Here is a 15,763-nt window from a genome sequence, read left to right on the forward strand (position 1 = left end):
TAAAGTAAGATAGGGAATGGCTTTTCAGCCATTCCCTTAACTGAATTAATAACCTGTTTTTGGCAGCGGAGTCGCCGTTTCATTTGTCCATACGGTTGTGTTCCAGCTTGTTAGCGCTGATTCCCACTCGTTTCCATATCTGCCTCCCACATCGGCTCTGTTGGTGATACGGTAGTCCTTTGGAAGACTTGGCAGTACCTGACAGAATACACGCATGCTTTTTGTCTGTGTAAACCCGGGGCTCGCCTGCGGGAATTCCAGACGGACGTCTGTTACATACTCTCCGTTCTGTAATCCAAGGGCGTTGGAATGGAGACTAAACTCATAATCGTTGCTTGTCAACAGATTATCCGCCAATACTATATAGTCTCTATAGTTGGTTTTGTATGTAATCTGATAGTACATTCTTTCATTGTAGGTTCCGGTTGTTATCTTGCTTACCCTTGTGGCGTCTGTCGGAATCCTATCGTGAATATAGAAGTTTTCCAGCTTGCCGGAGGAGCCGTTTGTCACACCATAAACTTCATAGTTGATGTTTTGTCCCGGACTTGCTGAGTTAGGGCCTTTTTTCTGCACAGTAATGTTTAAATCAATACTGCTGTTCAGCACCTCAAATCGGACAATATCACCGTTATGCCTGATTTCAGCCAACAGTTCTCTGTCATTCAGCGCGTAATATCTTGGTGAAGACACCTCTTTCACAATATAAACTCCAACAGGCAGACCCTTTGATGCGGCTATGCCTCTGCTGTCGGAGGTCATTCTGTCCACCATGTTTCCGGTTGTGTTATAAATCTCAAACACAGCCCCCTCCAAAGGCGAGCCTGCTGGAAGGCCGGTAAGCTCATTAAATTCAGAGGAGCGTTTTGTAACTACAATCTGTCCTGTCTGCGGTGTATTTTTCCAAATGATTTCCGTTGTTCTTCCTTTCTGTACATAAAACGTCTTTACCTCATCATCTGAAATATACCCTTCAGCAGCTTCTATTTCACGTAGCTTATATTTTCCTTCAGGCAGTTCCTTCCTAATCCATACATAACCCTCATTGTCGCTTTCAAACTGACCAATCGGTTCTCCATCGCCGTCGTATAAAAGAAATTCAACTCCCTCGATTCCTTCACCAGTAATAGAGTCTATTTTGCGTATCAGAACAGAGGAAAGAGGGTCGTTTTTTACTTTTAATGTGGTTCTCTTTCCATCTTTGATTTCCACTTCTTTTGATTCATTATCGATTTGATAACCGGCAGCGGCTTCCGTTTCTTTTACCAGATAGGTTCCTTCTTCAAGACCTTCTATGATGATAAGACCATCATCATCAGTCTCGTAATATCCAATCTGCTCTCCGTTGAATTTTGTCACAAGAAATTCAACCCCCTCAATAGGATCACTGGTTCTGCTGTTGGTTTTCTCTATAACAAGACCGGAATAGGGCTGATTTTCTATTTCAACAATAGTTTGTTTTCCTGTTTTTACTTCAACGGTTCTCGGTTCCTCGTCCCAATGATAACCTTCCAAACCTTCTGTTTCGGTAACGGTATAATATCCGTCCTCTAAATTTGATACATAAACCATGCCTTCTTTATCTGTTTTAAATGAACCAATTTTTTCACCATTCATTTTAGATACTGAAAAAGTTACTCCTTCCAATGGCTCACCCGTTTCGGAATCAGTTTTTATGATTTTGATTCCTGATAACGGTTTATTGGTAAATGTGACAACAGTTGGCACACTTTTCTTTACTTCAATGGTTTTAGGCGTTTCGTCGAGTATATAACCGTCTTTTGTTTTTAATTCACGCACAATATACCAATCTGGTTCGAGAGTAGGAACGTTGATTGTTCCTGTGCTATCTGTGGTGTACTCTCCGATATACTCTCCGTTTTGTTTTTCTACAAGAAATTTAACTCCAGACAAAGGTTCGTTTGTATACTCGTCAATCTTTTTGATTACAAGAGAGGCAAGCCTTGTGTTTGTAAATTCTTCTGTGTAGGTCTTTCCATAGTCTATAGACACAGTTCTTTGCTGCGTTTCGAGAGCGTATCCTTCCAGCGTTTCAACTTCTTCTATTGTAACGGTTTGTTTGCCAATATTTGAAATCACAATTTTGCCATTTTGGTCGGTTGTGAAAATACCGTTTGAAGTGCCTATAACAGTACCGTCCGCATTTGTAACCTTAAATTTTACTCCTTGAAGCGGTTCACCGGTGTCAGCGTCTTTTTTGAAAATAACAAGAGATGATTTAGGCTGATTTTTGAAAGATACTTTGTAAACTTCTCCATCTGTCCCTATATCAATGGTTTGTGGCGTTGTATCCAGTTCATAGTTTTCTAAAGTTTCTATTTCCGTCACAACATAGCTGTCCGGTTTCAGATTTGGTATCAGTATTTCGCCATTGCTGTCTGTTTCATAGATACCGTTAGTGTTGCCCTCAACAGTTCCATTGCCCGTAGTTACTTTAAACTTTACACCGCCTAAAGGCTGATTTGTTAATCCGTCCACTTTTGTTATCAGCAAAGAGCCATATGGGTAATTGGCAAATGCCACTTCTACTATAGATGTGCCATCGGCTTTTAACCATGCCTGTTGTTTCGAGTTTTCACTGATTAAGTAGTGTGTTGGGCTTTGCACTTCTTCAATGATATATGCGCCTGCCTCAAGTCCGGTAATGACAATAATACCCGAACTGTCAGTAGTATAACGCCCTATAATCGTGCCTGAGTTCCCTGAAATATCTTCAGATACTTTTCGTACTTCAAATACAGCGCCTTCCAGCATTTCTGAGGTAATCGCGTCTGTTTTTTTAATTACAATGGAATTAAGAGGGTAGTTTGGAATTTCTTCGCCAATATAGTCATTTCCACTTGTTACCGTTATAGAGTTTGAAAGAGTTTCGCTTGCTGTTGTGTTGTTTTGACTGCTGTTGATAGTTATATTGTTTGTGCTGTTTGAAACTGTATTATTATTTTGGGATATTTCGTTGTAAGCATTTTCACCTTCTGCAAGATATTTTCTGGTTACGGGGTTAGAAGGAAGCTGAAAACCCTGAGCCGGTCTTATTTCCGTTATGATATACCAGCCGGCATCAACATTTTTTAATATAATCTGTCCGTTTTTATCTGTTTTGTATGTGCCGAGTGGAACAATGCCGCCGTTTTCTCCCTCATATTCGATTTTAAATGTTGTATTAGGGATAGGTTTTTCGGTAAGAGCGTTTGTCTTGGTGATAATCAGAGTTGGTTTTCTTGTATTCTCATACACAAGCTGTTTGATGTCGCCGGCTGACAGTTCAATTTCCTTATGCTGTGTATCAAGAATATATCCGTCCGGTGCCGAGATTTCCTCAACTGTATAGATACCCTCCGGAAGATTTTCGATAGTAATTTTTCCATTTCTATCAGTCATATACTCACTGACAGTATCGTCCTCTGTTTTGGTGATTTTAAATTTGGCGTTTGCCAGCGGTTCTTCTGTTTTAGCATCCACTTTTAAAATCTCAAGGACAGGATTTTTTGTATCAGAAAAAATCAGCGTTTTAGTCTTTCCCCATTCCAAGGCAATATCTTTGTGGCTGTCTGGATCGATACGGTACCCATTTGGAGCTTCTATTTCCTCTACAGTATAAACAGCTTCATCTAAATCCCGAATAACTACTGTTCCTGTTTCATCAGTAACATATTCACTAACTGTTTTATCCTCAGTTTTTGTAACTCTGAATTTTGCTCCAGCCAATGGTTCTTTTGTTTCCTCGTCTATTTTCATAATCTGAAGAGAAGGGCGCAGGCGGTTATCAAATTTCACTTCCACACATTTCCCGCCATCCAGATAAACGTCTTTGCTGTCCTGTGCTATTAAATATCCCTTTGGCGCAGCTATTTCAGTTATGGTGTACCAGCCTTCTTCCAAACCTTCAACTTTTATTTTTCCTTCTTTATCTGTCATGCCTTCATATATGATACTGCCGCCTTTTTTAGCAATAGAAAACTCCGCGTCAGACAGAGGGTATCCTGTGTCCTCATCATATTTTTTAATTACTAAGCCAGGTTTCGCATGGTTTTCTAATGTAATGGACGCTGTTTTACCGGCTTCCAGTTTTACCGATACCGGCGTATTATTCAGTATATAATCTTCCGGTGCCACAATTTCAGTTACCGTATAGGTTCCACTCTTTAAATTAGTCAGTGTGGCTGTACCGGAAGCGTTTGTATATACATCGTAAGCGTCGCTGCCTCCATCCAGCGCCACACGAATTACCGCATTGCTTAATCCTTCCCCAGTATCGGCGTCAACTTTCTTAATTTCCAATTCAGCCATTTCCTCGTTGGAGAAAGTTACAACGGTAGGTTTATCGGGATCGTTAATCTCGACATCTTTATGATTGTTTTCATCAAGGACATATCCAAGCGGCGGTATTTCCTCAGTAATTGATACTGTACCGGAAATATCATCTATTTGTATTTCTCCATTTTTGTCTGTTACATAGTGTCCGATTGTTTTTCCATCCACTTCCACTTTAAACACCGCTCCGGCAAGACCTTTTGTAGTGCCTGACGCTACTTTTAAAATCTGCAAGCTTCCGTCTGGAACCGGAATATCCGGATTGTCCGGTTCTTCTGGTTCTGTTCCGATAACTTCCGCATAAATTACATCCGCCCAAGAGTCTCCGTTATAAGAGGGAAGTGGAGCTACATAGTAATCCTGTTTTTGAGCATCATGAGAAAGTCCAAACATAACGGCTTTGTTTTCTAGCTTTCCTTTCACAATAACTCTGAAGCTGCCGTTTCTGTTTTCTCCGGTTTTTGGTATTTTAATTTTTATATTGGTTTCGCTTCCGTCAAATGTGTCCTTTTCATTGTCATTGGCGTCAGTAATCTTTGTTTCTTCCGGCACATCACCGTCTAAAACAACCCGAAAACTATTAATTTCAACATTTGATTTGATAGTATACTCTTGTGTTAAATACTCTCCATCATCAACAGCAGAGGGAGTTGCAGGATTAACCGCCAGCCATGTGGCATATACATATTGATTTTCCTGTCCCTTTGCCACAAGTGACTTCATTGCCTGAAGCACAGATTCGTTGTGTTCGCCGTTAGCCTGCCAATCATTAAGATTGCTGTAGTTATCATGCACTGTAGCCCAAACAGCCATTTTTGTTGCGTAGTATGCCTCATAATCTGTTGATACCCCAAGCTCCTGCGGTGACTTATAGGGATAACCGTTTGTGATAACTCCCCAAACATGAGGGTCAGTATCAAGCTGATCTACATCGACATCGTATGTTTTCGCGGCTAAATCCTCAACGCCAGGTCGGTTTGGGTTCGCGCAGTAGGCTGGAAGCTCCTGCCCGTCATCTGTTCGGTAAACAATAACGGCAGGCGCGAAATTTTCAGCGTCTATAATGCCTTTCCATGTAAGGAGCTGTGGACCCTTGTCCTGCTTTATATAAAGATTCACCTTATTTAAAGCCGTTTCAAGAGAGTCTCCCGCGAAAACCGTTACGCCGGATGTTAACAGGAGCATAGCCGCCAACAAAAACGAGAACAATCTCTTTATTGTTTTCATTCATTTTTCCTCCTTTTCAGCAATAAAAAAGAGACTCTGTTTTATAACAAAGTCTCAGAAGATATGGTTTTTCTATAATTTTATGCTTATTTGTTTGGCAGAATATAGCCTTTTAGCTCAAGACCGTATGGATTTTTAAATTCATCAAAAGTTTTCCTTCTAACTGTTCCGTCATAATCAGGATCAAACTTGCTTTTATTTATGTCATACGTTCCATTCGCTTCTGTGTAATAAATGGTTATAGGCGTTCCATTTTCATCGCGTTCCACATATTCCACAAACACAGCATGCCCCGGCCAGTCTCTGAATTCCTCTGTTGGTATATAGACGGCAATTGATTGCTCAGGTACATCATTTATGCTGTATTCCGCTTTTATTCCATCGCTTAGGCGAACGTTTTGAAGCCATTCTTTAATTCCGCCCATGCCCTGTGTCAATGGCAGCCATATATCATGCACTTCTTTAAACCTTCCGTAAGCATACCATGCGCATTCTCCTATGGAAAATGTGGCGTAGGCTTCTTCATAACTGGAGGCTCTGGTCAAATCAAGGTTTTCTCCGTCTTTTAGTATTTTCCCAAGCGTTGTACCGACCTCCGGCGCTTCCGTAAGCGGCGGTATTGTTTTTCTTTCCGGATTTTCCGCTTCCGCATTGCTTATTAATTCTTCAGATGGAACAATAAAGTGTACTGTCGGCCAGCCATATTCATCGTAAGTAACCTCAGTAATTTCGGCTCCTTTCCATGGCAATGAATAGTTATCAGCGGCCAGTACAGATGACGCATAGGATACAGAAAGAGCAATCAACAGAACAAAGCCAAACAACTTATTTTTCATATATACCGCCTCCATATTTTATAATAATATATCTACCTCCTTTGTATCCTAATTCCACCTACACTTCAAGTTTTTTATAATTTTTCAGCCCAGAAATCTACCGCAGCAAGAAGAAAGTCAGCGCAGCCGTTCTGCTCTCTGTCGTAATATTTTTTAAACCTCTCATCCTGCACGTATAAACTGACTACGCCTTTATGTTTTTGTTCCGTATAATCTTTCCAAGAATATCCGAGCCATTCTTTGTGCAGGGAGGCAACACTGCGTCCTGTCTCACTTTCGGGACTTGCTTTTGATATTACGGCTGCTTTCAAAGCTTCCATCACTTTCTTCCCAAGAGTTTGAAATTTTTCATAATCCTCTTTAGATAGGGACAACACTTTATTTACAGCCATATCTACCTCACTGTCGCCGTATTTTTCTCTGGCTTCCTCGCCATATAACTTCTCATACTGATCTACTATATCTTTTTTAAAAGCTTCAAACTTTTCAGAGTCGCGCATAATAAATTCTCCTTTCACAGACGCTATTGTGTCCTTCACTGTGTCTATCAATTTTGAAAGCCGTTCCCTTCGATTTTCAAGTTCTGTCAAATGCTCATTAAGGGCTTTAAGCATATCAAAGTTTTCGTCATACAGTATGAAGCGGATTTTTTCGAGAGACAGTCCTCTTTCCCTATAAAACAATATCTGCTGAAGCAGGTTAACTTCTTTATCGCCGTAAAACCTGTATCCGGCTTCGTTTGTTCTTGAAGGGTGAAGAAGATTTATCTCGTCATAATACCGTAAAGTGCGCGCGCTCACTCCAGATAATTTTGATAACTGACTAATATTATATTCCATTTATATCCGCCTCCTTACTGTAACTTTATTTTACAGGTTTACGCAGCGTCAAAGTCAAGGGGTATTATTGAAAAAGTTTTTAATCCACTTCCACAGCCTGAACGCAAAGACGTTTGTCAGGAACGTCCTCCACACATGTAATAAGCGTAATTCTATTGTCATCTGTGTATTGCAGTCTTGACCAGTCTGTCTCGCTTATTCTTCCTATAAATGTAACCTCATATTCTCTTGTGCCTAACTTTGTTTTATATGTAATCTCATCGCCCAGCTCAAGGTTCTTCAGCTTTCTGAAATAATCATTGGAGCCTCTGTTGTGTCCCACAAGACCGATATTCCCATCCCACGCGCTGGTGAAGGCGATATGTCCAACGCCTTTTTTCATAGCCTCATATGTATCTCCATCATAGGCCGTTACCTTCAGGTCGATTTCCGGTATACGCAGTGTTCCGATACTTCCGTCTGAGGAGTCCCGCACCTCCGACACATCGGTTATGGGGTATTGAAAGTAATCCTCGTTGTATGTATAATCCGGCACTGAGCTGTAATTATTGTTGTTTTCAATGTATCCTTCGGAGGAGATATTTCCGGTACAGCTTCCGCTTGTTCCTCCGCCTGTTGTTATTCCGGTAACAAGACCTGACGGGCTTTGAATATACTCATTGGCGTTTGGCGCGTTTGCCGGAGCGTAGGTATTATGGTTTAATACAGGTTCCCTTGGAGTAACCACATTTGAGCCGTACTCAGAATCATACACAGGCTGAGGAGATATATCATAAATGTCATAGAGATAATCTGGTATCTGACCGCTGATATTGATGTTTGACTCTCCAACTATTACAAACTCTTCCTCATTTTCGGTAATAAAGTCATAGGACAGATCGGAGTCAAGGGCATATGCAGGCGTGCAGAACATCATGGAACAAAGCATAGGAAAAATCAAAAACAATCTATTCCGCATCCAAAACACCTCCCATATCCAAGTCAAAAGTATATTCCTTCACGCGCTCGTTTACTCTGTGTTTTATGGTTACATCTTTAAATGTAACCGCTATATTTCTGCCAAACAGTGCCTTTGTTGTCTGCTTATCCAAAATAAACCGGAACACATTGCTTTGTATTAAGTCGTCAAACTCGTTCAGATCAATAACCGGTTCTTTCGGGGTTACAGCCTGATGACCAATACAGATATATTCCTTGTCAATCAGGTTGTAAATTTCAGCGCCTTTTCGGGATTTTAGGAACAGCCACAGCAAAATCAAAAGCCCCGCCAAAAGAAGGATTCCAATTACCGCCGTAATAATTTTAAGCGGAAGAGGCATACCTGTTTTTAGCGGTATTCCAGTATAGGTTAATGTATATGTTATGGAACCGGTTTGAGTTTTTGCCACTGTTCCCGTATATCTGGCCTTAGAAACGTATCCGGTTGGCACCTGGCTGCTGAAGGTTTTGGCGTATGTTGCCACAGCCTTATATTCTGTCGGTACAAGGCTGTCACCGGCAAGGCTGGTTCCCATTACAGTCCAGCTGACGTCTGTCAGGGGAAGGGTATACCCGTCTTTTACAACTGTTTGAGAAACAAAGGAGGGGTCTGCGTACATCAGTCCAGGGTATTCCTTTGTAGTCGAAACGGTATAATTTTTTGTTGTGTATCCAGCCGCCTCAGTTACAATACTTCCGGTATCAAGGGCAAGAGAACCTTTATAGCCGTCCTGATTATACTCCTTTGTGGCCGGAAACAGTTTGACTACGTCCTCCAGATTTTTTGACTGACTTTCAACACTAACTTCCTCTGTTGCTTCTTTTGTGTCGGTATTCTCATTCACCTTTTTATCTGTTGTTTCATGGGAAAACAGAAACCCGTCCAGTTCAAAATCATTTTCAATCAGCTGTTCCGGCTCTGTTCCGTCGGCTATATCGTATACCTTAATAAGATACTCTGTTCCATCGATATTTTTTCGCTCAACAGATATGGGAGCCGGTATGTTTTCCTGAGTTTCTAACTGAACAGCGGGATTTTCCTGAGCTGCCGCCTGAATTGGAAAGACAGCGGAAATAAACAGTACAATCCACAGCAGTATTGTTTTCATAACTTCGCACCTCCTTATGATTTTTTTAACCATTCGCCGCATCTTTGGCAGCATACCCATATCTCACCGAATATCACTTCCTCATCTTCATCGGAGAAAACATGGCCTTTTTCCTCGCATTCCTTTTTAATTAAAAGTGCTTTTGTTTTTTCCTCTAAGACCGTTTTTTCAATTTCCATGTCGTTTGGCATATAGCCTTTTTTGATAATAAATTCAGATTTCAGGCTCTCGCAGTCCTCAATAAAACTTTTGGATACTTTGTATTTTTCAAGCTCCTGTTCAATATTGAGCATGTTATCCGCCTCCTTTTTCAGAACAAAAAATAAAGGACTTCCTCCAGAGCCTCGTCCAGAGAATGTCCTTCCTCCAACATTTTTTTAGCGTTATTCTTTATTTTATTCTTTTCCAGCTCCATGGCTTCTTTTTCTCTCTTGAGACCGCTTTGAAGCAATTCAATGGGATTCTTAGCCGCTACCTCAGCCTTATTAATCAATATCACTCCGTTTCTGCCTGTAACGCATACCACATCTTCCTTGTCGATTCCGGCTATCTGGCATATAGACACCGGAATATATATCCTGCCTTTTGCTCCTACTGTTTTATAACACTTTACCTCCATGCTTATTCATCCTTTCTTGCCAAAAAATAAGACGCTTTCGCGTCTTACTAAGAAACTATTAAGCTGTTTACTGTTCATATTCTTTCCTAAAATTCAGATATTCCTTTATCTCAGATACATCAGCTTCTCGAACTGTCTTGCTTCCGCAGTCTGGACAACGTTCAGGCTTTTCTGTATTTTCAAATGTATATCTGCATTTTCCGCAAGTAAAGTACATTGTTATTATCCTCCAAACGTGTTTTATAGAAAATATTATAAAGCCACGCTTGGAATAAATCAATCAAAGAAGGGTAAGCTGTCTTGGCTGTCTCCTTTTTCTTTCATTTGTATCATAGTTTGTTATCAGAAGCTCTTTGAACATATTTCCAGGATCATATCTTTGCGATATGCTGTTGAGTCTTTCAAAGCTTTCAATATAATATCCCCTGTATAAGTCTCTGATAAAATCACAGTCATTATAAGAAAGCATAAAATAACCCTTTACACTGCCTAACACATCCCGTAAATGGAAGTGGCTTTCTCTTGAGAATTTGGCGGTATAAAGCTTTTCCGTCCCGTAATATGGCGGGTCGCAGTATGTAAAAGCCTTTGGTCGGTCGTAAAGCGGAATCAGCTCGTCAAAGCTTTTGTTCTGTATAATTACGCCTTTTCCGGCGCGGCCGATAGCTTTTCTTTTATCACTCTCGGTTTTTATACCGTTTTCATTGAGCCGTCTGTTGGCCTGCCATATGGTCTGATATGTCTGCATAATGTTTACCGGCTGTCCGTTATAGCTTTTGCTTCCTCCGGCATAGCTGTACCGAATTAGTTTATAGAAGTTAGCCGCTCTGCGGACGTCTCCCAATATAGCTCTGTTGTCTATCATTTCTTTATACTGGTCGTATTCCAAGGGAGTCAGGTAGTGCTTCGCCAGTTCCAGTTCCTCTTTTTCATAGGGAACCGAGAAATCCTTTCTTTTGTTCCAGTCAAGGAAAAACTCAAATTCTTCCTTGCCGTTCAATGGCAGAAAGCCGAGTTCTTCCAAAAAGGCAAGAGGGCGGTATTTTACCACATAGAACATATTTGTTAAATCCGAGTTGTAATCATTATACACCTCAAAGGGTTCCGGTTCTTTGGCAAACAGTATCCACGCCGCACCTCCAAAGGCTTCTATGTATCTGTCGTAATCCACTGGGAATCGTTCCAATATAATATCTCTCATAAGTTTCTTTCCCCCAATCCAGGGGAAGAAGCTGTTCATCATTATTCTGCCACCTCTTTCTATGAGCCTTTATCATCCATATTTGACCTCCTTTCTTTTCACAGCTTTATTTCGTAATCATCCTGTTCATTACTTTGAGCATGACTTTGGCTTGGTATGTTCAAGAAGATTCTTATACATACATTCCTTTAATTATCTTTCCATTGTTGATCTGCATATGTTTTGGGGCTATCTTTGCGTAATAAAGATACCTATTCTGCTTGTATTAAATACCGTAAATAGCTTCTTTCAGGTTTTGAGGCGATTTTTCTTTTAACTTTTCGCAATAAAGCCTCAATTCATCTTCCGGCAAAGCTGAAAGTAATCCGGCAAAAACATTCAGCTCAAAGATATTCGCTTTACTGAGTTCTAAAGAATACAAAAATGTCTGAGCTTCTTCAACATCGCACTCTACATCGGAAATCTCACAGTCATCTAAAGATTCCATTTCTGCTTTCTGGAGTGCAATCCAGATTTCATTTTCTTCCGCGGGAAGCGTTAATCTGACACAAATATCTTTTCCTTCCTTTGTCAACTTCTCACTTGCTGCATACAAATGAATCATGTAAAAATCCTCCTTAAATAAGCAATAAAAAAACAGGCCGTCTGTCTGTTTGCCTGTTCTTAGTTCTGAATATCCTGCTGTGGCGGTTCTTCATTTTCAAAGGTAGCTTCTGTCAAAATCATATATTCGTCTGGAATATTCATTCCGTCATAATAAGCATATCTTTCCTGTCCCTTATGCATGTCGCAGATGCAGCCGTCCTCATTGACCTGCATAACGCCCGCATCTTCTGAATGTTTCATGGTATCAAGATAAAGTTCTCCTACCTTGTTATAGTCCACAAATGATTTCATATCTTCCGAAACCTCAAAAAGATTATTTTTTACAACATATTCTCCTAATTTCTGATTATTTTTAATCTCAGGATCGTAAGATACTTTGTCAAAGCCATAGGAGAGATTGATCATATCGGCTGTGTTTTGAGGCTGATACATACGCAATAAAGCACAGTATTCCTCAAACATATCTTCATTAAACATTTTTTCCAGCCTTTCCGCAAGGTAATTTAACTCATTCAAATCTGCGCCAACCCAATTTTGATACTCTCCGCAGCTTCCCGCGTATAGCTCATGAATTGTATAATCACTGATCAGAAGATCATTCTTATCTTTGATACCCGCGGTTTCCATATATCGTTTTACGGTCTCCGTATCTGTCGGGAGTTCAAGAGAAACATCAATCTCATTTTTCTCGTTATAAAGATGTCTGCTGCAAAAAATAACTTGAATCATATTCATTTTCCCCTTTCCAATATTCTGCTAATTTTTCTCCTATGGCTTGCACCACAGGCACTGTTACCGCGTTTCCGATCTGCCTATATAACTGCGCGTCAGAACACACACTGGCAGCTCTTTCAAAGTACGCATCCGGCACACCTTGAAGGCGAAACGCTTCAAGCGGCGTCAGCCTTCGAATTCGGGAATCCAGCAGAATTCCATGAATGTCGGATGCCGTAAGTGTGAACATTTCCTCGTTTTCTTCTTTAATCCTCCTTCCATTCTGCCTTGTTTTTTCTTTGCATGGATTCAGCAGAGCTCTTGGCATCCTGCTTTCCAAAATGCCTGTCCTATGCTGGTTTGGACCTAATCCATGACCGTAACATGCGTCTATTGTGCCACAGATGTCTTTTGGCACAACGCCTTTTTTCTTGTCCTTAGCCACAAAGTAAAGTCCTGTTTTTGCGCCTAATCCTCCTGTTCCAGAAGTGATAGTTGGTGAAACGCCTCCTGTGTTATAGATTCTGCTTCCCTGCGGACCTCCAATAATCTGTTCAAGAGTTTTTGTGCCTGATCTTCTGAGAGGAAATATTTTTCCGGTACTTCGTCCTGTAATATCTCCGATAATATACACGCGCTCTCTGTTTTGGGGCACTCCGTAGTCTTTGGAATTAACAAGTGCGTATTCAATACCATACCCCAATGCGGCCAGTTCACATAAAACAACGGCAAAATCCCAGCCTCCGCCAGAGGAAAAGAGTCCCTTAACATTCTCAAGGATAAGCCATCGGGGTTTATTGTCGCCTCGCTCTTTAAGGAGCCGAACAAACTCAAAAAACAAGCCAGTTCGTTCTCCGTATAGTCCTTTTCTTTCCCCGGCCATTGAAACGTCTTGGCAAGGAAATCCTCCAACCCAAAGATCGACATCTGGTAAGCTGTCGGCACGGACTTTGGTGATGTCTTTCTCAAACCACTCATCCTCCTTTGGATTATGCATTGCCTCATAGCTCATATTGGCGTATTTGTCTATCTCGCAATGTCCTTTACACGTAAATCCCGCCTGTTCCAGTCCTAAGCGAAACAAACCGATTCCAGCAAAAAAATCCAAAAAATACATAAACATTTCTCCTTTCGCTGCTTTTTCTTTCAACGCTGTTGACGTTTCCTTTTTTCTGAGGTAACATACAACAACCTTGAAGACACTAGCGAAAAGAGATTTTTCTGCTTCGCTTCGATTTGTCTTATGGTTTTGTTTTCAAAATCCTAAAACAAAAATAAGGCGGATCGCTCCGCCTTATTTTTCGCTTATAACTGCATATCCATATCAATTCTTTCTATTTCATTGGTATCACCTTCTTTCAGGTTTTCTTCTGCTTCATGAGTAAACTGTTGTTCTCGGATGTTGTTAGCAAATAAATCCAGCATACCGCTGTGGGTATGGATCGTATATTCCGGTTTGGGGTTATTTTCACCTTGGTTCCTCTGGCTCTGTAATGCCCAGGTCTTATTTTCTTTGCTGATTCTTCCATCGTGAAGCTTTTGCCGGATGTTATAAGCAACAACATATTTGACTCGCTCCAAGCCATAGGTTTCGATGAGTTCTTTCTCAAATCCTGTATGGTAATGAAACCCATCGAAATGACTGTTAATGGCTTCTCCTATATCTTTGGCACATTGCGCGTTAGATTTATGGGATGTTTTTTCCATATGGATTACCTCCCGTATATCTGATCAGAGCGCCTGTGGTATTTTACTCTTTTATGAGGCTGGACTTTGCTCTCCGGCGGAAGCTTTTTCGCTGGGCGCTGTTTATTCTTCTGCGGATACTTTCTTTTCATTTCTGCTCCTTTCCGGCATAAAAAAAGAACATGAATGTTCATGTTCCTGCCATCACATTTTTATAACTGCTGTTCTTTCATATTTTCTTTCATCGCTTCTGATAACTGAAGCGTTCTGGTTCCGCAATCACCTCCACTCATTTTTTCTTTTATATAGCTAAAAATATCTATATAAATTTTTGGCTGCCATTCTGAAGTTCTTTTGTCTATCCTTATTGTCTCGGAATTCAACTATGTACACTCTTAGTGCCTCTAATAAAAAAGACGTTTTTGCGTCTCTCAAAAATCCTCTGCCGGACAAATCTCTATTTTTCCTTCTGAACTAACGACCATAAGCTCATCGCCATTGAGTCCTGCTTCATTTATCAGTGTTTGGGGAACTGTTATGTATTTCTCGTTTTCTTTCTCACCTATAACCAGAATTTTAATGTCACTTACTTTTGAAAGCCTGTCAATCAACTCGTTTACTCTGTCACATATGCGGAAATCTCTTTCGCCATCTTCATTCATTTCCTTGTCGTCAGTAATAATAATCTTCATATGGTTTTTCCCTTCTTTCATTTATATACTTATTCTCAATATTCCTCAGTTCCAGTTACACTTCAACCGCTTCTTAAAAAAATTATGGGTTTATATTTCTATTCAATAGAGAATATAAACATTACTGACTCAAAACATGAAAAAATCAATTCTGATTGTTTCCTCAACTTCTTCTTTTCTAAATTCCTGCGGCTCAAAAAACATTTGACTGTATCTTTCTATCTGTTCATCATTCAATGAAGTTAAATTTCCTTCATTGTCGCTTCCGCACACATAAAAAGTTCCAGCTATAATATCCCCGTTCCAGAGCCGTCTGTTTCCGTCAAGACCAATCAGTTTGCCATCATCATTGAGCAGTACGCATACATTTTCCTCCAAACCAATAATATCTATCAGTCCTCCTACTGCCTCCTGCATTGAATTTAAGTCATTCTTTAAAATGTGTTCTTGTGGATATTTATGTGGTTCTATCATTAAAACTCTGATTTTTTCTTCTTTCACATATTTTTCTCCTTTGTAAATACGGTTTATTTCTAATTGCATTCTTGTTATCTCTAAAAATAAAAGCCCTAGTTTATTGTGAACTGCTCCAGATTGTGCGGACAGCACAAAAAGGCCTCTATGTAGGAAAATATGAAGTTTTAAGTGGAGAGGCGTCGCGTAAGCGGCGGCTCTCCGGTTTTTAACTGGATGCGCTCATGGTTGTAAAAATAAATATAACGGTCAATCATCTCGTTGGCTTCACAGAATGAAGCTGGTTTATGGCGGTAGATACACTCTGCCTTGAGAATGGAGAAAAAATTTTCTGCCATAGCGTTGTCATACGGGTTTGCTCGTCTTGACATGGAGGGCGTAATGTCATAAGATTTAATCAGGTTAAAGTACGCTTGTGAGGTATACTGAAATCCTTGGTCGCTGTGG

At 40.4% G+C, this 15,763-nt stretch carries 16 protein-coding genes; all 16 read right to left on the minus strand.

The genetic code is table 11. From position 1 onward, the window contains the following. Window positions 1-45: 45 nt before the first annotated feature. The gene (locus BUB35_RS01835) at window positions 46-5,562 is read right to left on the minus strand and encodes a SpaA isopeptide-forming pilin-related protein (RefSeq protein WP_072848492.1); all 5,517 of its coding nucleotides are present in this window, start codon (window positions 5,560-5,562) and stop codon (window positions 46-48) included. An 86-nt stretch (window positions 5,563-5,648) separates the two neighbouring features. Then, complete coding sequence (locus BUB35_RS01840) at window positions 5,649-6,398, minus strand: CHAP domain-containing protein (protein ID WP_143158919.1); 750 nt, start codon at window positions 6,396-6,398, stop codon at window positions 5,649-5,651. A gap of 74 nt (window positions 6,399-6,472) precedes the next feature. Then, on the minus strand, window positions 6,473-7,237 hold the full coding sequence (locus BUB35_RS01845; RefSeq protein ID WP_072848498.1) for a MerR family transcriptional regulator: 765 nt from the start codon (window positions 7,235-7,237) through the stop codon (window positions 6,473-6,475). Window positions 7,238-7,316: 79 nt separating this feature from the next. Continuing rightward, entirely contained in the window at window positions 7,317-8,195 is an 879-nt protein-coding gene (locus BUB35_RS01850; protein ID WP_072848503.1) for a class D sortase, read from the minus strand. Then, window positions 8,185-9,324, minus strand: coding sequence for a hypothetical protein (locus BUB35_RS01855; RefSeq protein WP_072848506.1), 1,140 nt, complete (start codon window positions 9,322-9,324; stop codon window positions 8,185-8,187). Before BUB35_RS01855 ends, BUB35_RS01850 begins: the two co-directional genes overlap by 11 nt. A 14-nt stretch (window positions 9,325-9,338) precedes the next feature. Then, a complete protein-coding gene (locus BUB35_RS01860; RefSeq protein ID WP_072848508.1) occupies window positions 9,339-9,617 on the minus strand; it encodes a hypothetical protein in 279 nt (92 codons plus the stop codon). Window positions 9,618-9,634: 17 nt separating this feature from the next. Continuing rightward, window positions 9,635-9,943, minus strand: a complete 309-nt coding sequence (locus BUB35_RS01865) for a hypothetical protein (RefSeq protein ID WP_072848511.1) — start codon at window positions 9,941-9,943, stop codon at window positions 9,635-9,637. Window positions 9,944-10,223: 280 nt separating this feature from the next. After that, on the minus strand, window positions 10,224-11,186 hold the full coding sequence (locus BUB35_RS01870; protein ID WP_072848513.1) for a DNA adenine methylase: 963 nt from the start codon (window positions 11,184-11,186) through the stop codon (window positions 10,224-10,226). Window positions 11,187-11,409: 223 nt separating this feature from the next. Continuing rightward, window positions 11,410-11,748, minus strand: coding sequence for a hypothetical protein (locus BUB35_RS01875; protein ID WP_072848515.1), 339 nt, complete (start codon window positions 11,746-11,748; stop codon window positions 11,410-11,412). A gap of 59 nt (window positions 11,749-11,807) precedes the next feature. Beyond that, window positions 11,808-12,479, minus strand: a complete 672-nt coding sequence (locus BUB35_RS01880) for an antirestriction protein ArdA (RefSeq protein ID WP_072848517.1) — start codon at window positions 12,477-12,479, stop codon at window positions 11,808-11,810. Then, window positions 12,442-13,614 (minus strand): DNA cytosine methyltransferase, encoded by a 1,173-nt coding sequence (locus BUB35_RS01885; protein WP_330391043.1) that lies wholly within the window; start codon window positions 13,612-13,614, stop codon window positions 12,442-12,444. Before BUB35_RS01885 ends, BUB35_RS01880 begins: the two co-directional genes overlap by 38 nt. A gap of 155 nt (window positions 13,615-13,769) precedes the next feature. After that, a complete protein-coding gene (locus BUB35_RS01890) occupies window positions 13,770-14,171 on the minus strand; it encodes a DUF3849 domain-containing protein (protein ID WP_072848521.1) in 402 nt (133 codons plus the stop codon). 191 nt (window positions 14,172-14,362) lie between these two features. Further along, window positions 14,363-14,533 (minus strand): hypothetical protein, encoded by a 171-nt coding sequence (locus tag BUB35_RS18980; RefSeq protein WP_159432848.1) that lies wholly within the window; start codon window positions 14,531-14,533, stop codon window positions 14,363-14,365. A gap of 48 nt (window positions 14,534-14,581) precedes the next feature. Next, the gene (locus tag BUB35_RS01895) at window positions 14,582-14,842 is read right to left on the minus strand and encodes a hypothetical protein (protein ID WP_072848523.1); all 261 of its coding nucleotides are present in this window, start codon (window positions 14,840-14,842) and stop codon (window positions 14,582-14,584) included. A gap of 129 nt (window positions 14,843-14,971) precedes the next feature. Then, entirely contained in the window at window positions 14,972-15,343 is a 372-nt protein-coding gene (locus tag BUB35_RS01900) for a DUF3846 domain-containing protein (RefSeq protein ID WP_072848541.1), read from the minus strand. Window positions 15,344-15,483: 140 nt separating this feature from the next. Continuing rightward, window positions 15,484-15,763: integrase core domain-containing protein (locus BUB35_RS01905; protein ID WP_143158920.1), on the minus strand; the 280-nt coding region annotated here is incomplete at its 5' end.

The organism is Anaerotignum lactatifermentans DSM 14214, from assembly GCF_900142265.1.
Lineage (GTDB): Bacteria > Bacillota > Clostridia > Lachnospirales > Anaerotignaceae > Anaerotignum > Anaerotignum lactatifermentans.